General features: G+C 49.8%; 21 protein-coding genes. 10 read left to right on the top strand and 11 right to left on the bottom strand.

The annotated features are described in order from the left end of the window. Positions 1–86 precede the first annotated feature (86 nt). Positions 87–1,547: a TrkH family potassium uptake protein gene (locus BZG84_RS09915; RefSeq protein WP_077480869.1), complete on the top strand. Its 1,461-nt coding sequence runs from the start codon at positions 87–89 to the stop codon at positions 1,545–1,547. Between the two features lie 8 nt (positions 1,548–1,555). On the opposite strand, the gene BZG84_RS09910 is transcribed toward BZG84_RS09915, so the two are convergent. From BZG84_RS09910 to BZG84_RS09900, 3 genes are all read right to left on the bottom strand, one after another. Beyond that, positions 1,556–3,226, bottom strand: coding sequence for a pyridoxal phosphate-dependent decarboxylase family protein (locus BZG84_RS09910; RefSeq protein ID WP_077480867.1), 1,671 nt, complete (start codon positions 3,224–3,226; stop codon positions 1,556–1,558). A 108-nt stretch (positions 3,227–3,334) separates the two neighbouring features. After that, positions 3,335–5,245 (bottom strand): methyl-accepting chemotaxis protein, encoded by a 1,911-nt coding sequence (locus tag BZG84_RS09905; RefSeq protein ID WP_077678163.1) that lies wholly within the window; start codon positions 5,243–5,245, stop codon positions 3,335–3,337. A gap of 411 nt (positions 5,246–5,656) precedes the next feature. Beyond that, positions 5,657–5,893: a DUF3283 family protein gene (locus BZG84_RS09900; protein WP_077480863.1), complete on the bottom strand. Its 237-nt coding sequence runs from the start codon at positions 5,891–5,893 to the stop codon at positions 5,657–5,659. Between the two features lie 151 nt (positions 5,894–6,044). Here BZG84_RS09900 and BZG84_RS09895 point away from each other — a divergent pair, with 151 nt between their 5' ends. Next, a complete protein-coding gene (locus tag BZG84_RS09895; protein ID WP_077480861.1) occupies positions 6,045–6,422 on the top strand; it encodes a helix-turn-helix domain-containing protein in 378 nt (125 codons plus the stop codon). Here the strand turns inward: BZG84_RS09895 and BZG84_RS09890 are convergent. From BZG84_RS09890 to pdsR, 4 genes are all read right to left on the bottom strand, one after another. After that, a complete protein-coding gene (locus BZG84_RS09890; protein ID WP_198532242.1) occupies positions 6,390–6,596 on the bottom strand; it encodes a DUF1289 domain-containing protein in 207 nt (68 codons plus the stop codon). The genes BZG84_RS09895 and BZG84_RS09890 overlap by 33 nt on opposite strands. A 77-nt stretch (positions 6,597–6,673) precedes the next feature. Next, entirely contained in the window at positions 6,674–7,342 is a 669-nt protein-coding gene (locus tag BZG84_RS09885) for a glutathione S-transferase family protein (RefSeq protein WP_077480859.1), read from the bottom strand. Positions 7,343–7,394: 52 nt separating this feature from the next. Beyond that, positions 7,395–9,638: a proteobacterial dedicated sortase system histidine kinase gene (pdsS, locus tag BZG84_RS09880; RefSeq protein WP_077678162.1), complete on the bottom strand. Its 2,244-nt coding sequence runs from the start codon at positions 9,636–9,638 to the stop codon at positions 7,395–7,397. Next, on the bottom strand, positions 9,635–10,333 hold the full coding sequence (gene pdsR / locus BZG84_RS09875; protein WP_077480855.1) for a proteobacterial dedicated sortase system response regulator: 699 nt from the start codon (positions 10,331–10,333) through the stop codon (positions 9,635–9,637). The genes pdsS and pdsR overlap by 4 nt, the downstream gene beginning before the upstream one ends. 205 nt (positions 10,334–10,538) lie before the next feature. Here pdsR and pdsO point away from each other — a divergent pair, with 205 nt between their 5' ends. After that, the gene (gene pdsO, locus BZG84_RS09870) at positions 10,539–11,258 is read left to right on the top strand and encodes a sortase-associated OmpA-like protein PdsO (protein WP_157891185.1); all 720 of its coding nucleotides are present in this window, start codon (positions 10,539–10,541) and stop codon (positions 11,256–11,258) included. Positions 11,259–11,352: 94 nt separating this feature from the next. Beyond that, a complete protein-coding gene (locus tag BZG84_RS09865) occupies positions 11,353–11,781 on the top strand; it encodes a GNAT family N-acetyltransferase (protein WP_069588709.1) in 429 nt (142 codons plus the stop codon). Here BZG84_RS09865 and BZG84_RS09860 read toward each other — a convergent pair whose 3' ends face one another. After that, positions 11,782–12,306 carry a methylated-DNA--[protein]-cysteine S-methyltransferase gene (locus BZG84_RS09860; RefSeq protein ID WP_077480851.1) on the bottom strand — a complete coding sequence of 175 codons (525 nt, stop codon included), beginning with the start codon at positions 12,304–12,306 and terminating at the stop codon, positions 11,782–11,784. Between the two features lie 26 nt (positions 12,307–12,332). Continuing rightward, on the bottom strand, positions 12,333–12,764 hold the full coding sequence (locus BZG84_RS09855) for a DUF3010 family protein (RefSeq protein ID WP_077480849.1): 432 nt from the start codon (positions 12,762–12,764) through the stop codon (positions 12,333–12,335). Positions 12,765–13,041: 277 nt separating this feature from the next. On the opposite strand from BZG84_RS09855, the gene BZG84_RS09850 reads away from it, so the two are divergent. The 3 genes from BZG84_RS09850 to BZG84_RS16390 all read left to right on the top strand — a co-directional run bounded on the left by BZG84_RS09850 (position 13,042) and on the right by BZG84_RS16390 (position 15,799). Further along, positions 13,042–13,581 carry an NUDIX hydrolase gene (locus BZG84_RS09850; protein WP_069591215.1) on the top strand — a complete coding sequence of 180 codons (540 nt, stop codon included), beginning with the start codon at positions 13,042–13,044 and terminating at the stop codon, positions 13,579–13,581. 17 nt (positions 13,582–13,598) lie between these two features. Further along, on the top strand, positions 13,599–13,814 hold the full coding sequence (locus BZG84_RS09845) for a DUF3820 family protein (RefSeq protein ID WP_077457216.1): 216 nt from the start codon (positions 13,599–13,601) through the stop codon (positions 13,812–13,814). Between the two features lie 227 nt (positions 13,815–14,041). Further along, positions 14,042–15,799, top strand: coding sequence for an LA2681 family HEPN domain-containing protein (locus tag BZG84_RS16390; protein WP_077678161.1), 1,758 nt, complete (start codon positions 14,042–14,044; stop codon positions 15,797–15,799). Positions 15,800–16,035: 236 nt separating this feature from the next. Here the strand turns inward: BZG84_RS16390 and BZG84_RS09835 are convergent, their stop codons facing one another. Next, entirely contained in the window at positions 16,036–16,551 is a 516-nt protein-coding gene (locus tag BZG84_RS09835) for a hypothetical protein (RefSeq protein WP_077481034.1), read from the bottom strand. 208 nt (positions 16,552–16,759) lie between these two features. Between BZG84_RS09835 and BZG84_RS09830 the strand changes: the two genes are divergently transcribed. Then, positions 16,760–18,460, top strand: a complete 1,701-nt coding sequence (locus BZG84_RS09830) for an SgrR family transcriptional regulator (RefSeq protein WP_077481032.1) — start codon at positions 16,760–16,762, stop codon at positions 18,458–18,460. Between the two features lie 3 nt (positions 18,461–18,463). Here the strand turns inward: BZG84_RS09830 and BZG84_RS09825 are convergent, their stop codons facing one another. Further along, entirely contained in the window at positions 18,464–19,102 is a 639-nt protein-coding gene (locus tag BZG84_RS09825) for a hypothetical protein (protein ID WP_077481030.1), read from the bottom strand. Between the two features lie 365 nt (positions 19,103–19,467). On the opposite strand from BZG84_RS09825, the gene BZG84_RS09820 reads away from it, so the two are divergent. Continuing rightward, complete coding sequence (locus BZG84_RS09820) at positions 19,468–19,896, top strand: hypothetical protein (protein ID WP_077481028.1); 429 nt, start codon at positions 19,468–19,470, stop codon at positions 19,894–19,896. 22 nt (positions 19,897–19,918) lie between these two features. Beyond that, a complete protein-coding gene (locus tag BZG84_RS09815; protein ID WP_443216374.1) occupies positions 19,919–20,929 on the top strand; it encodes a L,D-transpeptidase family protein in 1,011 nt (336 codons plus the stop codon). Positions 20,930–20,978 lie beyond the last annotated feature (49 nt).

Genomic DNA, 20,978 nt, shown 5'->3' with positions numbered 1-20,978 from the left:
CCGTTGTCGCCTTTAATGGCGTGATAACGCGAGTGGTTCGAAGGGCTTGCAGGCCACTGGCGCGTTAATGATGAGTTTCCCATGTCATGATTAACTTTCAAAACACACTGCGTCTATTGGGCATGCCTATTTTATGGATGGGTATTGTCCAATTTGTGTTTGGACTTCTGTCGCTATTCCTATTTCGCGATCATGTGTCGACACAGTTTTTTTATCCCTCTTTACTGATGATGATGGCCTCTTTGGTTATCTCTTGGCTATTTCGCAAAAGTAAGTTAAGCCAAGTCACCTTCCGTGATGCCTTATTGTTCTCGACCTTTACGTGGATTTTGGTCGGTATATTGGGTGGGATCCCGATTAAACTGGTGACTGGGGTGAACTTTTCGGATGCCACCTTTGAGTCGATCAGTGCACTCAGCACTGCTGGTGCCACCGTACTCAGTGGGCTAGATGACATGCCCGCCTCTTTCCTGTTGTATCGCCAGTTTTTACAATGGATGGGCGGACTTGGCGTCGTTATCTTTGTAGTCGCGGTGCTACCCATGTTGAACGTGGGCGGGATGCGGCTGTTAAAAGCAGAAACCCCAGGACCCATCAAAGACGAGAAATTGTCCCCGCGGATCTCCAAAACGGCCCACTATTTATGGGGCGTGTATGTGGTGATCACGTTAGCGTGTGCCCTTGCGTATTATTTGGCGGGGATGAGTGCTTACGATGCCATTGCCCATAGTTTCTCAACCGTTTCAACCGGTGGCTTCTCGACCCATGATGCCAGTATGTGGCACTTTCAAAGCCATTTGATGTTGATGATTTCCAATGTCTTTATGCTGCTTGGCGCGATTAACTTCGGTTTGCACTTTCGTATTTTTCGCATCGGTTGGCGGGGTGTGCGTTTGTATTTCGACGATGAAGAATCACGAGTCTTCCTCATTGTCGTTGCCTGCTTATCCCTGATGTTGGGATTGTATTTATACGGTGAATCACGCTATGAATCGGTATGGGTTGCGCTAAGCTTTGCCGCGTTTCATGTGGTGTCTTTTATTACCAGCACGGGGTTTGGTGCTGCTGACTTAAGCTCTTGGCCTGCGGCGACGGGATTGTTCTTGGTATTCTGTGCTTATTTGGGCGGCTGCTCTGGCTCTACCGCCGGCGGGAACAAAATTATTCGCGATATCATCACGTTTAAAATTATTCGTCGCCAGTTGCACCAATTGATTCATCCCTCAGCGATGCTGCCGATCCGTTATCAAGACAAAGTCGTGTCCAACGACGTGACGCAAGCGGTCATGGCCTTTATGTCTCTGGCTGCGCTGACCACTGGCGTTTTCACCTTGTTGATGATGATGACAGGCCTCGACTTTTGGTCTGCATTTACTGCGGTCGTCGCGTGTATCAATGTATTGGGCCCAGGTTTTGGAGAGGTTGGCAGCAACTTCCAGCCGGTGACTGATACCGGTATTTGGATTCTCAATGCCGCAATGATTTTGGGGCGGTTAGAATATTTCACCGTCTTGGCTCTGTTTATGCCGCACTTTTGGCGTTGGTAAGCCCGCGTTTAGGCGGGCTGTTCAGTCTCCGTTGCCATTAGGGCATCGACAAATTCACTGATATGGCGCTGCTCGGTATACGGATTAAGGAACACGGCTTTTTCGCCGGGAATAAACAAGCACTGGCCATCGGTGTCGAACTCCGTGTGGGCAATGGATTCAACCCAATTGGTATGAAGCTTTCGACCTTGCCGAGCCAAAAAGTGCTCGCGGTGAAATAAGCTGTGCTGGGTAATACTGTCGATACGCGCGCCTAACTGATGGAGTTTTTGCTCGCGCTCGAACAGGGTATCCACATCGAGGTTATCAGCGGGTTGATACAGGCGAAAGGCCACTGTGGGCCCCAAATTCTCTCTCGCGACCACCTTGCAATAAGGTAAATCGCTCAATCGTCCCTTCAGATACTCCGCATTTTGTAAGCCATGCGCAATCATAGTCTGATAGCCTCGCTTGCCCAGCATATTAAGCGCACAGTATGCACCATAAGCTCCCGCTGCACCGCGAGAACACTCAATGGTAGATTGCAAATGGGTATGGGTGGTTTTGCTTGCTTCAAAATAAGAGAAATAGTGAGGGTCTTGTTTGAGGCATTCCATATCTTCGCTATTTTTGAACATCACCAAACTGGAGGTGTAAGGGACAAACCCCCATTTTTGGAAATCGATCGTGATGGAGTCGGCATAACGCAGACCACGGATCCGCGGGAGCAAGGCAGCGAGCTTTTGCGCGGTCACGGTGTTAATGCCGAGCGGGTTGTCGTTAAAGTCGTAATCATTGAACATGATCAGTGGCCAACCGACGGCCGCATCCACATGGATATGAGGCTTGCTGACGACGTTATATTGCTGGCAAGCACGTTCTCGGATCTGATACACGCGTTCAATGTCATCAATTGCAAAAGTGTCTGTGGTCCCAAAGGTGAGTAAGATGGTGGGAACTGCTAGCCCTTGCGCCAAACAGCCGTTTAAGGTGTAGGCAAAATCATCCAAATCCATCCGGTTACGCGCATCGACTTTGACGCGAAGCACTTGATTGGGAATATCTGTCCCTAACAGGCCGAGGTTCGTCATGTTGGAGTAGTGACCGGCCAATGAGTTAATCATCCGAAAGTCTTGCCCTTGTAGGCCACGCTGCCCGGACAGCGGAAACTGTTTTCTCAGCCCAAGCAAGTAACCGTAAAGGTTGCCAAAGGTGCCACCTTGGGTAAAAAGCCCCGTGGCGCGTTGGTCATCATAACCAATCAAGTTGGCGACTTGGCGGACGATAGTTTGCTCAAGCTCTACCGACAACCCCGCGTATTCGCTATATACCAAGTTTGGATTGGCCAAAGTAGCCAGTAGTGCGCCATGAATGGCAGGGTCACAGGGCGCGGTAATCACATTTTCGACCGCTTGCGGTGCGGTCCAATCTTTGGAGTGTGTCGCTGCGTGTAAAGCGAGCGGCGGAAAAATATGATGACTCAGGTCACTGTGGCTCGGCACATGTTGTTGCTCAAGCAAATGTATATCGGGTGACGTTGGTGCGGGGAGCATGCCTTGCTCGAGCCACTGGGCTAAACCCGGGGTACGATAAATGGGCCAGCGGTTTGGGTCGCGGTTAAAAAAATGTGCCCGCATGGTTTGGTAATGTTTAGCAAATGTGGGGGTGATGGCATAGCCGTCGGGGTGAGCACTAGACATAACTACATCTCCAACTGCGAAGTCAGGCAGGGGGCCCTGCCTGACGATAACAACAACCGAATAAAGCGTAAGGGTGCTTGTGCCGCTTGAAACGGACTCCGTGCAAAACTACTGCAGTTTAAAATTGGATACTAAGCGATCAAGCTCCTGATTCGATTGTGATAATGAGTCGGTTGCGGAAACGGTTTGTTTGCCGCTCTCGACTAAGCTGCTCACCATGTCGCGAATCGAGAGCATGTTTTTACTCAACTCCTCCGCTACGGCACTTTGTTCTTCGGTCGCGGTTGCGATTTGGGTGCTGACATCATCAATTTCACGCACGGAGGCGCTCATGATGGTCAGGCTGTTTGAGACTTCCGACGTCTTATCGGCCGTGCTTTGACACTGCTCTTTGGTTTTTCCCATCGCCTCAACCACGCTCGATGTGCCATCAAGAAGGGCAGTAAGCATATCTGAAATTTCGGTTGTGCTGCTTTGCGTGCGCGCGGCGAGGGCACGAACTTCATCGGCAACCACCGCGAACCCACGGCCTTGCTCACCGGCCCGCGCGGCTTCAATCGCGGCGTTAAGGGCAAGCAGGTTGGTTTGCTCGGAAATTTCCCCGATCACATTGAGCACGTCGCTGATTTTGTTTGCATCCTGATTCATGCTGGTGATCCGGGCCGACATATCTTCCACTTCATCTACCAGTGCACTCACGGTGACGACGGCATTGTCGACCACTTCAAGCGATTGACTGGCTTCTTTACTGGCCGATTCTGTGATGTCATTCGATTGCGAGACGTTATGAGCAATACTGCGTGCACTTTCACTCATCTCAGTAATCGCGGTCACCACTTGTTCGGTTTCTGCCGAGTGCGCCTCGAGAACAGACTCGTTTTCTTGGGTGTTTTGCGACAGCTGAGTGATGTTGCTCGAAATCATTTGACTGGCTTGGGAGACCTTCAGCATCATATTTTGCAGGTTTTCGACAAAGGTATTAAAGCCGCGGCTGATTTGGGCCAAATCATCGTTGCCATTGACCTCAAGTCGTGCGGTGAGATCGCCGCTCCCTTTGGAGAGATCTAACACCGCTTGTTTCAATTTGATCAGTGGGCGGTATGAGTAATTGATGATCAGATAGATCGCTGCCAAGCTCAGCGCCAGCAGGATGATCCCCGTCACTAAAGATTCAATTTTAGCACTGCGAATGTCTGCCAACGCCGTTTGCTGATCCACAAACACCATCAGCGTCCAATAGCGATTTTCCGTGAGGTTAACGCGCTGGAAATAGCCATCAAAATTAATGCCCATATAGGGAAAGCTCAAGTGACCGCGCTCATCGGTGCGGAACATGTTTTCCATATCACTGAAGGTGGCACTGACCTGAGAGGGCGTTTTGCCGATATCGTTCGGATCATCACTAGCAAAAAAGACTGCGTTTTGATCGGTAAGTGTCGCGGCTCCACCGGCAAAGCGCATATTGCTTACCTGAGTGATCACGCTTTCCAGTGGAATGTCACCAAGCAACGCACCGATGAAACGGCCATTTTCAAACACGGGGGCGACCGCGCTGATCACCTTACCGCCAGTCACTTTGTCGGTATAAATACCGGTTAAGTGAATGGATTGATCGGCTTTGACTTGCCGATACCAGTCGCGATCGCGGAAGTTGAATTGGTTGGTGGTCACACCATCGCCCGAATGATTCGACATAAACGAATCACCGGTTTCATACGTCATGATCACATTGGCGATACCGGCGGTGTCTGCCAACATCCTCACTTGTGCCACGTTTTCTTGCGCGGTGAGGCCCGTTGTGAAGTGATTTGCACCTTTTTCAATAGCCGAGAGTTGCGAGGTAACCAACTGCTCTAACTCTGTGACATGGTGATCAAGTTTGTTTTGTGTTTGTGTGGTGAGTGACTCAATCATTTTCTTTCGTAGCGAGAGCGTATTGAGTGTTCCCAACACCACGAGAGAGACGGTCACCAACAGACCGACCCCCACCATAATGCGTGATTTAAACCCCAACGTCATAGTTTTTACCCCTTACTGAGCTAACGCTTGTCTGTCTAAAAAGTAAGGGTGCTTCCTACGGGCGGTAATCGTACACTGTCCGCTTTTCTATGCGGTTTTTATTATGGTTACCGCGGAGTCACCCAGCCAACACCGTTTTAAAGTTAGTTAAATGTTCGGCAACTCGCCAAATAATGAATGCTTTTTGATAAGAATAACAGTAGAGCGGGTTGGTGGATTTAGCTAGTCGAAATGACAAAAAAATGTATGACAATTTGGCGTTACTTGTGTGCTAGAGGTGTAATAAAACACAGGCATCTTTGCTGTTTTAAACAGATGATTTATTGGCAGGGAGAATAACTGGTTTAAAGTCGGTTACTTTTATCCGTGCGGAGCGCTTTGTGTAAACGCGCCTTAATAGGCGCGGGATGATTAGCTGACAGGGGGTTCTTGTTCGGGAATGATGAAGGCGTCAGGTTGGGCTCGATACTTTTCGACACATTCGAGGTAGAAGTCCCGTTGCCATTCAGTCAATGCATACGCTTCTTGCTCGAATAGGCTCGATTCTGCTTTGTTGTTGACCACTTTCCAAACTGCGTAGGCGGCTTGTTTGTCGAGTTCTATTTTTTGTTTTTCATCGGCAGGCAGGTTCGCCAAATTAATGTCCATAGGGGGCTCTTGTGTTTGGGCGCGTAGTCGCGATCCTAGCGAAGTCGATGCCACACGGCAAGATTAACTCGCGCTTAACGGCAGGCTGACATTCGTCGGTCGTGGCTTGTTACCCTTGCAGCCAATGCTCTTTTTTCGATTGGACACTAGGATGACGTTTAACCAAGAGGATCGACAAGCCCTCTATGACACGTGGATGTCGTACAAAGCCAAAGCACGGATCACGCAAATTGAAATGGCAAAACGCTTAGAAGTCAGCCACCTTACCTTTTCTCGTTGTATTCATGGCGATGCCACACTCGATAGCCGTTTTGTGTTCGCATTTTGTCAAGCGATGGGCGTAGAGCCCAACAAAATCTTACCCAGCCTGCGCGAGCGAGAACAAGCGTACCAAGATGTGTTGGTAACCAGTAAAGTCATTGTCGACGGCGACATTGAAGCCGTGTACTACGAAGGTAACCAAGTGATTATTGAATACCGTAAACCACTGGTGGCATCAGCTGAATCGTCGTTTGAACGGGTTTCGTGAGGGGCGAATGGGCTCAGGCGGTTTGGGGTCAGGACGCTGTGGGAGCTCAGCCATAATCGCGGCGCGCTGATCGTCGGTCATTTTGCCCCACGCAATGATTTCATCGAGGGTACGCTTGCACCCTACACAAACATCTTCTTCACGGCGGCACAAACCAATACAGGGCGTTAACACGACAAAACCTCGACAGCATAGACAGAACAAAAAGGGCAGGCCAATGACGTGCCTGCCCGTCTAGTATACCGCTCAGCCTAGCGTGTGACCATGCCGCGAATTTGTTTGGCACGCTCTTCATCTGTCGCGTCAGAGGGGGCGGGCGTGAGTAAGGCCTTTTGGCAGGCGGGTCTTTCTGCCAGCGTATCTAGCCACGCTTTTAAGGCATCGAGCCCCGAAATATCAATGCCGCTCCACTCATGAATGCGCGCCCAAGGCCAGGTGGCCATATCGGCAATGGTGTACTCTTCGCCGGAAAGGAACGGATGTTTTTGCAACTGGCCATCAACCACTTCGAGTAGGCGTCGCCCCTCTTTTTGATAGCGTTCGATTGCCGCTGGGATTTTCTCTGGGAAATAGCGGTAAAACACATTCGCTTGGCCCATCATGGGCCCAACTCCACCCATTTGAAACATGAGCCACTGGATAGTTTGCGAGCGCGCTTTAGGGTCTGACGGTAGAAACTGCCCCGTCTTTTCCGCGAGATAGAGCAAAATGGCACCGGACTCAAACACGGCAAAATTGTCGTTGTCCTGATCGACAATGGCAGGAATACGACCGTTGGGGTTAATCGCCAGAAATTCCGGTTGTTTCTGCTCGTTCGCCATTAAATCGAGTGCATGCAATTGATACGGCAGCCCCATTTCTTCCAAGGCGATCGCGACTTTGTAGCCATTGGGTGTGGCGGCTGAGTAAAAGTCAATCATGTTAGCTCTCCCTGTCAGTGAACCCTCAGTATTGACACGATAAAGGGGAAGATCAATCCTCGCCAAGCTGCTGCGAACTTGGCCATATAAGTGACATTGTCACACCATCTTGGCTGGCGCGATTGCTAGCCACGAGTGTCGCTTGGTGAAAGTCTGCTATCAGACGCGCAATGTAAAGGCCTAAACCGAGATGCGGTTTGTCTGATTTATGCGACTCTGACCGCACGCTAACCATCGATTGGAACAGCTGATCACGCATATGTTCGGGCAGTAGCGGCCCAGCGTTACTTACTGTGATAGTAATATGCTCAGCGTCAAGGCTCAGCGCAAGATCAATCGGGGTGGCGCCATCATCAAACTCAACCGCGTTGGACACGAGCTTATCCAATAACTGCGCGAGGTAGTCAGGCACAGCGAATACGCTGACGGTTTGCACTGGTAGCGTGATGTTAAACCGATGATCCGGATACGCCAGTTGATAGCCTTGCCCGCAGCCTTCTATCAGTGCATTGAGATTGACCGGCTCTTTATCGGCATTATCAAAGCTTTGTTCAAGGCGTGTGGCTTCGGTTAAGGTCGATAAGATCCCTGCAAGGCGTTGCACCCCGTCTTGGGCGCGGTTGATGTAGGTGAGCTGGTCAGGGTCCGCTTGCGTATACGCCATGTTTTCCAATGACGACCGCACTACCGCAATGGGCGTTCTCAGCTCATGGGATAAGCGAGACGACATTTTTTCAAGGTACTGGTTATAGCCAGCAATGCGTCCCACCATGTCGGTGATGGTTTGGGTTAGTAAACCGATTTCATCGTGGCTGGTTGCCGGTGTGATTGTGCCCGTAACTCGCCCTTGGCTATCGATAGCATGATTAGCTTCTTGTTGGAGGCGACGCAGACGTTTGGCGATATGCGAGCCGAATAACAGCAGCAAGAGCACGCCGGTACAAATCACCGCAAGCATCACAGAAAAGAGGGTTTCGAGGGCCTCATTACGCAGGCTACGGATCCCGTTGGTGGTCTCTTCAACAATCACCGCCCCCGCTACTTTACCGTCTAACCAAATTGGGTAGGCTGCGGTTAAGATCATCGCTTGGTTGTCATCTGAACTGCGCCAACTGGCGTAAGGTCGCCCTTGTAAGGCTTGCTGCGCCTGTACGCCTTTATAAATCGAGGCTTGTTGCATCGCATCGACAAAATGCTCAGGCGGGGTCACAAGCAGTTTATCGTACCAAGGGCGTAGCAGCGTTTGTGTTATCCAATCCATGACGCCTTGCTGCTCTGGGATCGCTTGGCGAGGTTGCCAGACGCCGGTGGAGGTTTGGATGTCCCCCGCTTTTGCTAGCACGCGACTGTGTTGATCAACCACCCAAACACTGGAGGCGCCATTATTCATCCGCTCAATTAATGCTTGAATGGGGGCCGAGGGCATCATAAAGCTGCCCAGCGTTGCCGCTGAACGTGTCGATGCGGTGCCAATAATCGCGCGTAGGCCGCGGTTAAAAGTGTCGTCTACATCGTAGTAAGCGATGCCGAGCTGCTGGCCGACCCAAGCCGCTGGCAGTTTGATCTCAACTTGATAGCCTTGCTCGGTGGCGCGCCACTTAGCAGCAATGGGAAGTGGTTGGGGCGGGCCTTCGATATTTACGCCGGTGGCATTGTCGGCAAGACCGTTATCAAGATGGATGATTTTTGCATTGTTGGAGTCACGCGCTTGTCCGATGGCGACGCGATAAAACCCTCCTTGCGGTGAGGTGAGTGCCAAGATGAGGTGATCTTGACTGTCGATATCGCCTGTCGCTTGCGGCGTGGCAGGGGTGCTATCGATAATATCGAGCGCGAAATACACCGCAGTATCGGTGCTGCCACTCATGATCGCCAAAGAAAGCGTGTCACTATTGTATGCACCTTGGCTAAAGATCAGTCCGTTGCGTTGATAAAGGCGCTGATGATGGCGATAGGGTTGCCAATCCTCTAAGTTGCCATCTAAGCGGATCGGCTGGGTTAAGCGAAATGCATGCAAATCTTTGCCCGGCTCTAAGGTAGAGGGTGGGGCATGCTGGGTAAATAAGCTGGGGCGATCGTTCATCCCCATCGCAAAGGCCCGGGCAGTGCCCATTAGCGTCTGCTCTTGACCTTGGCGTAAAACACTTTCCATCTCCCACACGTACTGGTAGCCCAAATAGGGCAGCAGCAGCAGAAAACTCGAGAGAATCACAATCTTGGTACGGATCCCGGCCAGCCCTTCTCGGACCCAGCGACGTCCTTTTAAGCCATAACGACGTAGTCGACTCAGGCTCATGGGTGTTCCTCATCCCAGCGATATCCCATGCCATAGACGGTGCTAATGCAATTAAATTGGCTATCGACGGCAAGAAACTTTTTACGGATCCGTTTCACGTGCGAGGTAATGGTGCTGTCATCCACCACCGCGTGCGCTTCATCCATTAGTGCTTGACGGCTTTTTACATGGCCCGGACGTTTAACCAAGGCATGAACCATCCAAAACTCGGTCACAGTGAGATCGATTAAAGTGTCATGCCAGTAAACGCGCATCCGATCCAAGTCAAGATTCAGCGGGCCACAATGCAGACTCGTTATTTGGCTAGCCGGCGCTTGGGCCAAGAGATCACTGCGGCGAAACAAGGCGGCAATGCGTGCCATCAGATGAGGTAGTGAGACGTCTTTGGTCAAGTAATCATCGGCGCCCATTCGCAGTCCCACCACAGTGTCAATGTCACTATCCCGAGCGGTTAAGAAGATAATCGGCACTGTTGCAGACATCGCACGCAAGGCTTGGCATAGCGCAAAGCCGCCGTCAATTTCATTCCCCAGACCAATGTCGATAATGGCTAAATCGGGTAGACGCTGCTCAAAAGCGGTTTGGGCGGATGGACGATCGGCGTAGGTATTGACCTGATAGCCTTGGTGACGAATCACATCGGCATAGTTATCGCGAATGGCGGCTTCATCTTCAACAATTGCTATCTGCTTCATGGTACGGGATAGGTAACGAGTGTTGCAGTGACTATACCCAAACTCAGCGCAGAGAAAACCCCTTTTGCCGGATTCCGCGCAATTGCCATTTTTTTGCCACAATTGATCGCCACATTGCCATTTTTGCTCCCGCAAAATGCCTGAGCGGCTTGTTTTAATGTCCTCATCGCCAGCACGGCACAACAAGCACATTTTCGAGGACATTATGGATATCAAAAAAGCACTCACACACTCTGTATTCGCGGTTTCTATGTTTGTCGTGGCAACTCCACAAGGGATGGCCGCCACACATGTTGAGCGAGACAAAAAACCAGAACTGATCGGGATGGGCAGCGGCGCGGTGGCCGGCGCGTTAGTGGCCGGGCCGGTCGGCGCAGTCGCGGGGGCGATTATCGGCACCGTGATGGGCCAGAACGCGAGTTTTGAAACTCTTGCGACGGAGCAGCAAGATACGATTGAAACCATGAATGCGAAAAATGAGCAGCTGAGTCTTGTTACGCAAAAATACAACGAAGCTCAATTAGAGCTTGCCCGCTTGCGCTCCGAGCAACATTCTATCGAGGATATCGACTTAGCGATGAATATTCAGTTTCGAACCAGCTCGGCCGACATTGAACCTCACTTTATGATTCAGCTCGATGAGCTGGCAGGCTTTATTCAGCAAATGCCGGATGCGCAATGGCAATTGGCCGGGTATGCCGACCCACGGGGTCGCAAAGCCTACAACCAAGCGCTGTCAGAGCAACGTGTGCAAGCGGTTTATGACTACTTGGTATCAGTGGGAGTCGATCCGGCGCAGCTAGATACGGTTGCGTATGGAGACAGCCAGCCCTTGGCCGACCAAGCCGACAATGAAGGCTTTTTCTTTGACCGTCGCGTCACCCTTTCACGCGTGAAAGGTGGGCAAATGGCACAGGCACAGTAATCGTCGCTTTATCGTTTTGGGGCTGGGCTACCATGCAACGGCCTAGCCCATCGCAAATGTTAGAGACTTATCTTCGGCAACCAAGGAAGACACCATGATTCGACAGGCAACCCTTCACGATATCGATGCCATTTGCGCTTTGTGTGAGCGCTGTCAGCCTGACCCACTTCCGTGGCGTCAAATGAAGAAAACGCTCACCGATCTGATTCACGCCGAGGATGCCAACGTGCTAGTCGCTGAGCTTTGTGGATTGGTGGCAGGCGTGGTGGCGTTCAACGTGATCTTACAATTGGATAAATCCAACCATGTCGGGCGCATCAGCACCATTATGGTGGATGAACACTTTCGAGACATGACCCTCGGCCGCCAGTTACTCAGTGCCGCGGAGACCTGTTTGCAGGCAAGAGGGTGTGATCAGATTGAAGTGGTCCCAAGTTATCACAAAGCCGATGCGCAAAGCTTTTACCTGCACTGCGGTTTTAAATTGACCCCAGAGCGACTGATAAAAGCGTTAGCAGCGTAGCTAAGCGACAAAGGCTTTCTCTTTACCACTTTGCGGGTTGGGGAGCGTGGTTGGCCATTCGCCGGTTGCTTCCCACATCAACAAGGCTTGTTTGGCCGCAAGACCGCCCCCGTAGCCAATCAGCTGCCCTTGGCGACCAATAATACGATGGCAAGGAATGATGATAGAAATCGGGTTCTTGCCATTCGCACCGCCTACCGCTTGGTTGGCTTTTGGGTTACCAATGGCGTTGGAAATGGTCTGATAGCTGGCCGTTTGCCCATAAGGAATCGCTTGTAGAGCTTGCCACACCCGTTGCTGAAAGGGCGTGCCTTGTGGGGCGAGGGGCAAAGAGAAGTGCTGGCGCGTGCCATTGAAGTAACCATCCAGCTGACGACATGCTTCATCCAGTACCCGTTGGGCGGAGTGAGACGATGCATTAACGGCTTGCGGTGCGCGTTTAGGCAAATACAACCCGGTGAGTCCGTCGCTATTTGCGGTTAGGGTTAACTCACCGAGTGGTGATGCATAAGTGATTTGGCTCATAACACATCCTTGTGGTTGTCACTTAATTAGTTGGTGTGCTGGTTACAATACGCGCAAGCGGTTAAAAACGCTTGTTCTTGGAACTGCTTAAGGCCGAGTTCTTTTAAGCTCACATCAACCGGGTGACGTTTTAGGGTTTGCTTCATTACGCTGCTTGGCAGCACCTCAGCATCCGTTCCCTCAATCAGCTGCAACGCGGCTTCTAGCTTGAATCCAGCACTGCTACCAGCAAATTTGCCTTTGGTTGGGCGCTCGCGGATCACAATCTTTTCTACCTGATAGTCTTCGACCAGCTTGCTCATGGTGCGATGAAAGTGTTGGATGCTTTCTTGCGCTTCAGGCTTGGCAACGGTGATCTTTTTTGCGCGGCACTCAGGCACAGAAAACAAGCCGTTGTCGCTGTCTAGCAATACAATGTTCGCTTCATTGGCTTTTAAATCAACAGCACAAACTCTCATGATGATCTCTCTGTCTTAATCAGTAAGGGCGGGCAGTATACGCAAAAGGTCTCGCGTCGTCACAGGATTAACCTTACTTGCACGGGCGAGTCTGTCAATAATGTCGATAAATTCGTCCATACGGGTTTTTTAGCACCACGCTGGATAGCAAAGAGCACGGGGTTCGGGAAGAAGCACCGCCTTGGCGTAACGGCGTTCGCGGTTTGTAACGCGCTGCGGCGAATCGTGCGAGTGTGTTATACTCGCGCGCTTTGCTTTTGTATTGCCTGAGTTCTTTATGCAGATTATCGCCCAACACACCGATGAGCGCGTGTTACCGCTCGACAACAAAACCATTATCACACGCCATGCGGCCCGAGCGATTGCGCTGCAAGGGGATGAGATCCTTTTGATGTACACCGCACGCTATGATGATTATTCGTTACCCGGTGGCGGTATTGACGAGGGTGAAACCGCAGAGCAGGGGATGATCCGCGAGCTACAAGAAGAAACGGGTGCACAACATATTCGTGATATTCGCCCGTTTGGCTGCTTTGAAGAATACCGCCCTTGGTATCGTGACGGCGCGGATGTGATGCACATGTTTTCTTACTGCTTCTACTGCCAAGTCGATCGAGAGCTTGGTACTCCCACGTTTGAGCACTACGAGATCCATAACGGCATGCGACCTGTGTGGGTGAATTTGTCTCACGCGATCGCGCACAACAAAGCGGTGATGGCAAACAGCGACAAAGCCGGGCAATCGCTGGTACGTGAAACCATGTTGCTCGAAATGATTGCTCAGCAGCGTGAGAACACCCAACAAGCCACAGCGTAGTCGATAAGGAATGCTTCATGGACAAAGAGCAACTGATTAAATTGGCCAATATGCGTATGCCGTTTGGCAAATACGCAGGCCGTGTATTGATTGATCTGCCTGAAGAATACTTACTGTGGTTTCAAAACAAAGCAGAATTCCCCGACGGCGAGCTCGGGGAGCTGATGCAATTGTGCTTAGCATTAAAAGTTGAAGGCCTAGAAAGCGTCGTTAAGCCTTTAAAGCGGATTTAACCTGTCTCAACCCAAACAGTCAGGCCACCAGCCTGGCTGTTTTTCCCTTATCTCACGCTGGTAACGAGGAGCAAGCTATAGGCTGCTTAAATTGTTTTTGCCCCAAAACTCGTTAGGCTTTTTGCTCTTAACATTTACTATCTGCTTAATTTGACCGAATTGATCTAATATCTGTAACATGTGGTCAAGTATCTATAAGTTGATCTCTATCCAGTATTGGGGAAATTATGGAAGAAAACGTACTAATTGATGATGCGGCTATCGATTTGTTTGAACACAGAGCTGATGAGTTGATTCTTTCAAATAACCGAGATGAACTTATCGGCTTTGTTTCAGATATCGATAAGCCTTTCTTTGTTTTTGATAATGACTTTATTGAAGCAAGGTATTTCTACACGTTAGCTAACTGCTATTCAACAGTTCACAGCTACTATAATACTGAATGGCACTCCGAAGATTTAAGCAAAGCTGTAATTAACTACCGAAAAGCTCTATACATCATAAAATCTAATACGTATCAAAACGCTAATCACATAAATTTACGCAGCTGTATCGAGACAAACCTAGCAAACTGGCTTAGTTCTCAAGGGCGTAGTCTATGCTGTATTCCTCATTGGGACACTGCAATTGAACTTAACACTAACCCTGTTGCAATTATAAATAAAGCTGAAAACGAGCTTTTTATTGCTCGACACGTCTATGATGAATCTCATGCTTATTATCACTATTTCAAAGCGTATCAACTGATCTGCTTGGGGTTAGAATATGTTGATTTACTACATGATGAACAAAAGATTGTTTATGCAGAAGGTGGTAAGTTCTTGGATTTTAAAGCTTGGTTTGAATCGAAGTTTAAGCTATCTGATTTTGATGGTTATGAGACTTTCAAAGATAAAACTGAAACACGTAAACAACACGATTATTTAACGTGGTGCGGTGATAATCGCCTATTCCTTAATGACTTAAATGACGTAAGTAAAAAAGAAATTGTTTATCAAGACGTATTCACAATGCCTAGCTTCTCGCAAACGATTAATACATCATTGGCTATGCATGAAGATCTGGTCTATCACGGTAGCTTTGACGAAATAAAAAATGATTATTGCTATGCACGTTATTTGATTTTTTCAGCTCAAAACATACCTAGTAATCAAGAGCATTTTTTCAATAAAACGTATCCACACGTTGATGACTTAGCTCATACAATAACCAATTTAAAAGCGCATCATTATAAAAGTGCTTTCAGAACATTATATTCAATTTTTGATAAAATTGCTTATTTCCTAAATTCATTTTTCGACCTGAATAATGTTGATGCAAGAGTGTACTTCCATAATATCTTTGGTGAATTGAAAAATGGCAAACTGAAACCACATAAGAAGCTTGTTGATAGTCAAAACTGCTTTGTGCACGCTCTATTCTATATTCTTAAAGACATTCGAGATTCAAACCAGAAAGGTGGAAATCTCGATACAGCTTCAAGATGGTTAGATCCTGATGCTGAGGCATTTTCTGAGATTAGAAACGCAATGGAGCATCGTTCTCTCAAGATTGTTGATGAGTTTGGTCATTCTCTCACAAAGCGTGACATTGAGCTTCACAAACATCTAGAAGAAGAGCTTAAAGATGAAGCTGTACTCCTCAAATCTAAACTAAAAGAGCTTTATATCGATATAGCCAAAGCTAAGAAAGCGGATGATACCGTTTTAAAATCTGAACTGGAACAACAAAAAAATCAGCTAAACAGTAAGCTGGAACGTGTTAACGAGATGCTTCATGATAAACACAAACGTTCTAGTTACTCCCTACTCATCACTGACACTGAGTTTGAATCTCGCCTATTCACACTCATAAAACTAGTTAGAAATTCTATTATGTATCTATCATTTGCAATCCATCTAGATCAACTGCAAAAGCCTGATGACGGATCTTTAATGATGCCAATGGATGTTCCGTTGAAAGAAACACTAAGAGGAAATTCCTGATTCTTATCCATTAAATAGATACTAGCATTAAGCCTTCAAGATAATTTTTCTTACCCTAAATAAATGCGTTAGTTCATTTGCACTAACGCATTTCTGTCCAGAACCTTCACAGATGGCACTTCTTAACTCAGAAGTGCTCACAAAAAATCCCGATTCCTTCTCCCAAACACAACACTCTCTTTCCTGTAAAATGTTCGTTCAATAGCGAGCGCCTTCAAGTCGCTTAAGCGTCAGGGTTAGTCGGCAATCACCCATTGGCGGTTGTCGTCAGTCGCCTCCATCATTGCGCGTAGAAGTTGTGAGCGGGCGTCGTCGCTGGGTGCAATCAGATCATAAATACCGCTGATTGGTTGGCCGTTTTCTTGGGTGTCTACTCGCATGGCGGCGGCGCAGGTTTCGCCGTGTTTGGTGCCAATGCACAAAGAGACCGTGGCTTCGGCAATTTCTACGCCATCATGCAGGGCAAGCTGCGCGAAGTAAGCAAGCATGTCGGGGCGGGTATCGTCCGGCCATTGTGCTGCTTGTAGCTTGGCGTATTGCAGCATCAATGGATGGTTATCGACCCAATAAAGTGTCAAGGGTGCGTGGGCTGGGGCAGATGGCCGAGTCGCAGGAGTGGGTAACGTCTCTTCGGCATGGTAGCGCTCGAAACCAGCCAAGCTCTCAGCGGTTGGATATTGGGCTTGTTTAACATGGCAGGCCATCCAACGTTGCTTGACTTCAAAATGGGAAATAATTTCAGACGCGTCCATAAACACCACATGCGATAACAACAATCAACAGGCATCATAGCGGAGTGAGCAGAAATAACAATCGCTGCGCTACAGCACGCAAAAATAAAGCCTGCCAGAGATCACAGCCTCGATCTGATTGCGTTCAAACTGGGCAGACGGACTGTCCGTTGTCGCGTAAAATAGGAAGTATCAATAACGACTGATACTGCCTTTAGGTTCCCCTTTTATGTCTGGACAGCGGCTACGCGCACAATTTACCCGTCTTTATCATCACTTTAACGGGGAAGATTCGGATACTACGTTACAGGCGATTGCCGATATTTTGGTGTGTACGCGGCGTAATGCACGGATGGTCCTGAATAAATTGGAGGAGCAGCATTGGCTGACGTGGGCGCCATCCGTTGGGCGAGGCAAATTGTCACGGCTGACTTTTTTGCGCACCGAGTCGGCCCTACGTGACGAGCAAGCGGCCCATTGGTTAGCACAGGGCAAAATGGACCAAGCGCTCGCCTGTTTAGATAATGATTCGACCAAGCTTGCGGCGTTGATCCAAAAGCAATTGGGGCCGAGCACCTTAAATGGTCGCCAAATTGTGCGCTTGCCGTATTATCGTCAGCTTGAAAGCCTAGATCCACGTACCCCTCTGCGCCGTTCTGAAGAGCACTTGGTGGGGCAAATCTTTAACGGGCTGGTGAAATACCAAGAGGGTAATAAGCAAGTCTGTGCGGATTTAGCTCACCATTGGGAAGCGCTTAGCCATACCCATTGGCGCTTTTATCTGCGCCCCGGCGTGCGGTTTCATGATGGGCGTATGATGCGTGAAGATGATGTGGTGGCGAGTTTGTCCGCGCTATCGTCTCGGCGGTTTTTTGCCCACATCGCTAAAGTGACATCACCTGCCGCACGGATCATTGATATAACGCTTTCGTCACCCGACCCGCGTTTTGATCATGCGTTAACCTTGCCTGAAGCAGTTATTTTACCCGCCGATTGCGATCAGCAAAAAGGATTTGCAGATCAGCCAATTGGCACAGGCCCCTATCGTGTGGCTGAGCGTCAGGATCATCGCTTGGTACTCCAAGCCTTTGATGATTACTTTGGTTATCGCGCGTTAACGGATGAAATCCAGTTGATGGTATTTGATGAAGCGGCGATGTGTTATCTCACTCCGAGTACGGATCGTATGCCGGACTATGCGGTTAAGCCGCCAGCTGCGTTAAGCCAAAAGCTTGAAATGGACCAAGGGGCAGGGTATTTGATGCTCAATTGTCGTGATGGGTTGGCGAAAAGTGCGCGCTGGCGTGCTTACTTGCATGCCAAGTTGTCTTCCTTGCAATTGCTGCCGCGTTTAGCTGCGAACGGGATGGGTGAATACCGCTTGTTTAATGCTTATGGTTTGATGCCCGGTTGGATCCATCACACCCAGCCAGTATCGATGCCAGAGCTACCGGGCCCGACGCGATTGAGTGTGGCCTATTTGGCGGACCATCCTCTTTATCCGCTGATCGCAACCGCCATCGAAGCGCATTTAGCTGAAGAAGGCATTCAAGTGGAAACCATGGCGCTGTCGCCAGATGCGTATTTTGGCGGGAAATACAGCCGAAAAATCGACATCTGGTTAGGGGCGATCAGTTTTGGGATCCGCGGGGAAGAAGGATTATTTAATTGGTTGGGCAATCACGATCTTTTCTTGCATGCGTTCACCGACGAGTTGCTAAATAAAGTTACCCATTACACCACCCGTTGGCGTGAGCAGGCTAAGCCAGATTGCGCTGAAGCCTTGGCGCGTGAGCTGGTTGCCCAGCAGGTGGTGCCGTTATTTCATATCTGGACGGGTGTGGTTGCCACGCCGGACTTGCAAGATGTGGCATCGAACGCAGTCGGTTGGTTCGATTTCCAATCGGTGTGGTATAAGCCAAGCGAGTAAGAGTTATTCTTCGACACCGAGCGGAAAGGTGGCGGTGAGTAGTAGGTACTTATGCAACGGCAGGCCATCTTTTTTACGAAACAAAGGGTGGAAAATGCGATAGCGTCCGTCGGTCAGCCCCAATGGTTCGATGGTCTCGGCGAGGCTGGTGGTCGCACTGGTCAGTTTAATCCCTTGCGCGCGGTAAGAGTCGGCATGAATCGGTTGATGGCCTAGCCACCAAGAAGGAATCGCTTTGCTGGCATTGGTTCTATCCATCCAGTGGTCGCTGACAATGATCACTCGCCCGGGCTCTGCCGGATTGGTAATACCGTGGTTGAGCAACCATGCGACATCGCGCACCAGTGCATCACGGCAAGCCAAATTACCACTGAGCAGACGGTGGGCAAGAATGTAAACCGCGGCGCCATCCAGTTGCAGTTGATAAACGGTTTGGCTGTGGGGGCGACTGTCGTCAAGCAAGTGAAACTGAGCGGGGCGGTCGTGCGCTTCCAACACGCGCATTAAACGACGTGCCAGTGCTTTACCCATGTGTGGGTCACGCATCCCGCGGTTATGCACTGTGGGGTAATGATGTTCGCAAAGCTTGACGCAATCTTGTTGAAATTGTCGAAGCGCGAGCGAGACGAGATCATCTAACAAAAACGAGCCACTCCTACCAAAACACGACTGATTTATCGCACGTCATAAAGTATGCATTATATCACCAAAATCGCCCAATAAATCAGAGAGAAACGCCACTCTGTGCGCACTTTCTCATCACAAGTCGGTGTGATTGGGCGAAGTATGTCTAGTTCTGCCACTAAAAGAGATATCGGCAATGCAGGCATCGGCTTGATAGTGGCGGCAGAGATTTGCCTCTGTGTTTACCCGATGAAAGGCAAAAGCCATGATGCGTACACCAATGTTGGTCGAAGTATGATCGGTTTCGGGCACATTGAGGTTTATAAGTTGGAACGGTAATTGCAGTGCTTGATATCCCTGTGACATGAACTCGATGGATGATAATGAAAACAGTAGCTTGGCTATGTGGTTCGGCATGTTTACTTGCCGCTTCGATTTCTTTTCCCGCTCGGGCAGCTGATGGATTGGCGGCCGGTGTTTTTCTGGGGTCGCCGATGTCCGGCGTGACCATCAAGCAAGACCAATTTAAAATTCAAGCTGGGATCGATAAGTTTGGTATTGCGATCGATGGGACGTGGAATTTAGGGGAATGGCTAGGCCGGATGGAATATGAGCCTATGTATATCTATGCTGGTGGTCAGTGGGTGGACGATTCTACCCATCAATGGGGACCGAGAGCTGGGCTAGGGGTGACACTTCCTGTAGGCACCGGTGATGTAGAGTTGTTTGCGGAAGCCGGTACCACATGGTACTGGGAGGAGAAAGGCGATATTGAATTTGAAGGCGCAGCCGGCGCAAGGATGTATTTTTAAGCGGTTTTATCATGCGCTTTGGGTGCTTGCCATCGGGTGGGGGCTGAGCGTTTCCCCAGCATGGGCGGTGAGCTATCCGTTACCGTTGGATGGCAGTCGGCTCGTCGGCTATGCCGCTATGCATGAGGTGCAAGAAGGCGAGCATCTTGAGGCCATTGCAAAACAGTATGATATCGGCTTTTTAGCATTATTGACGCTAAACCCCGGCGTAGATCCGTATTTGCCTGAGCCCGGTACGCTGATCAAGCTCCCCCAGCAGCATCTGTTGCCTGACACGCCCTACGAAGGGATTGTGATCAACTTAGCGGAGCTTAGGCTCTATTATTATCCGCCCAAGCCGCAAGGAGAGAATGACGCGACGGAGCAAGAGCGGCGGGTTCATATTTTTCCGATTGGCATCGGCCGAATTGGCCGTGAAACGCCCGTGATGCAAACCTACGTCAGCCAGAAGCGTCAAAATCCGACGTGGACGCCGCCGCAAAGTATTCGAGAAGAATATAAGCGGACACGCAATATTGTGTTGCCAGACGTGGTCCCTGCTGGTCCCGATAATCCGTTAGGGCGCCATGCACTGCGGCTTGGTTATGGGAATGGTGAGTATTTAATTCATGGTACGAATAAGTCATTTGGTATTGGTTTACGCGTGAGTGCCGGTTGCATCCGGTTACGGCCAGATGATGTGGCTTGGCTTTTTGAGGCGGTGGATGTCAACACGCCCGTGCGGATCATTGATACGGCAACCAAGGTCAGTATTGAACCAGATGGACGAATTATGGTGGAAGCCCATCGGCCATTGTCGCGCACGGAGCAAGAAACGCAGCAACGTATTCTCCTACCCCCCGATCCGGCGATCATTGCCAAGCTTGAGCGAATGGGTATTTCCACGCGCCGCTATCGTGCCGCACTGGCCGTGCAACAAGGGGTGCCGATTGAAGTGGCGGAGCTGAGCCCGTTGCAGTTAAAGACGTGGCACACGCTAAATGATCAAGGTCAGATAAAAGGGTCGGATTTGGTGAGAGCGGATACGCCTTAATATCGGGATAAGATAGCTACAGATAAACAAAAAACGGCGCGAAGGCGCC

It is taken from the genome of Salinivibrio sp. PR932, assembly GCF_001996125.1.
GTDB lineage: Bacteria > Pseudomonadota > Gammaproteobacteria > Enterobacterales > Vibrionaceae > Salinivibrio > Salinivibrio proteolyticus.
This window is presented reverse-complemented; position numbering and strand designations above follow the sequence as displayed.

Coding starts and splice junctions, on each gene's coding strand:
- BZG84_RS09835 (WP_077481034.1), bottom strand. CDS start 16,551: ATGGACGCGTCTGAAATTATTTCCCATTTTGAAGTCAAGCAACGTTGG.
- BZG84_RS16390 (WP_077678161.1), top strand. CDS start 14,042: ATGGAAGAAAACGTACTAATTGATGATGCGGCTATCGATTTGTTTGAA.
- BZG84_RS09830 (WP_077481032.1), top strand. CDS start 16,760: ATGTCTGGACAGCGGCTACGCGCACAATTTACCCGTCTTTATCATCAC.
- BZG84_RS09885 (WP_077480859.1), bottom strand. CDS start 7,342: ATGATTGACTTTTACTCAGCCGCCACACCCAATGGCTACAAAGTCGCG.
- BZG84_RS09850 (WP_069591215.1), top strand. CDS start 13,042: ATGCAGATTATCGCCCAACACACCGATGAGCGCGTGTTACCGCTCGAC.
- pdsR (WP_077480855.1), bottom strand. CDS start 10,333: ATGAAGCAGATAGCAATTGTTGAAGATGAAGCCGCCATTCGCGATAAC.
- BZG84_RS09900 (WP_077480863.1), bottom strand. CDS start 5,893: ATGGACATTAATTTGGCGAACCTGCCTGCCGATGAAAAACAAAAAATA.
- BZG84_RS09865 (WP_069588709.1), top strand. CDS start 11,353: ATGATTCGACAGGCAACCCTTCACGATATCGATGCCATTTGCGCTTTG.
- BZG84_RS09820 (WP_077481028.1), top strand. CDS start 19,468: ATGAAAACAGTAGCTTGGCTATGTGGTTCGGCATGTTTACTTGCCGCT.
- BZG84_RS09895 (WP_077480861.1), top strand. CDS start 6,045: ATGACGTTTAACCAAGAGGATCGACAAGCCCTCTATGACACGTGGATG.
- pdsO (WP_157891185.1), top strand. CDS start 10,539: ATGGATATCAAAAAAGCACTCACACACTCTGTATTCGCGGTTTCTATG.
- BZG84_RS09855 (WP_077480849.1), bottom strand. CDS start 12,764: ATGAGAGTTTGTGCTGTTGATTTAAAAGCCAATGAAGCGAACATTGTA.
- BZG84_RS09910 (WP_077480867.1), bottom strand. CDS start 3,226: ATGTCTAGTGCTCACCCCGACGGCTATGCCATCACCCCCACATTTGCT.
- BZG84_RS09845 (WP_077457216.1), top strand. CDS start 13,599: ATGGACAAAGAGCAACTGATTAAATTGGCCAATATGCGTATGCCGTTT.
- BZG84_RS09915 (WP_077480869.1), top strand. CDS start 87: ATGATTAACTTTCAAAACACACTGCGTCTATTGGGCATGCCTATTTTA.
- BZG84_RS09860 (WP_077480851.1), bottom strand. CDS start 12,306: ATGAGCCAAATCACTTATGCATCACCACTCGGTGAGTTAACCCTAACC.
- BZG84_RS09905 (WP_077678163.1), bottom strand. CDS start 5,245: ATGACGTTGGGGTTTAAATCACGCATTATGGTGGGGGTCGGTCTGTTG.
- pdsS (WP_077678162.1), bottom strand. CDS start 9,638: ATGAGCCTGAGTCGACTACGTCGTTATGGCTTAAAAGGACGTCGCTGG.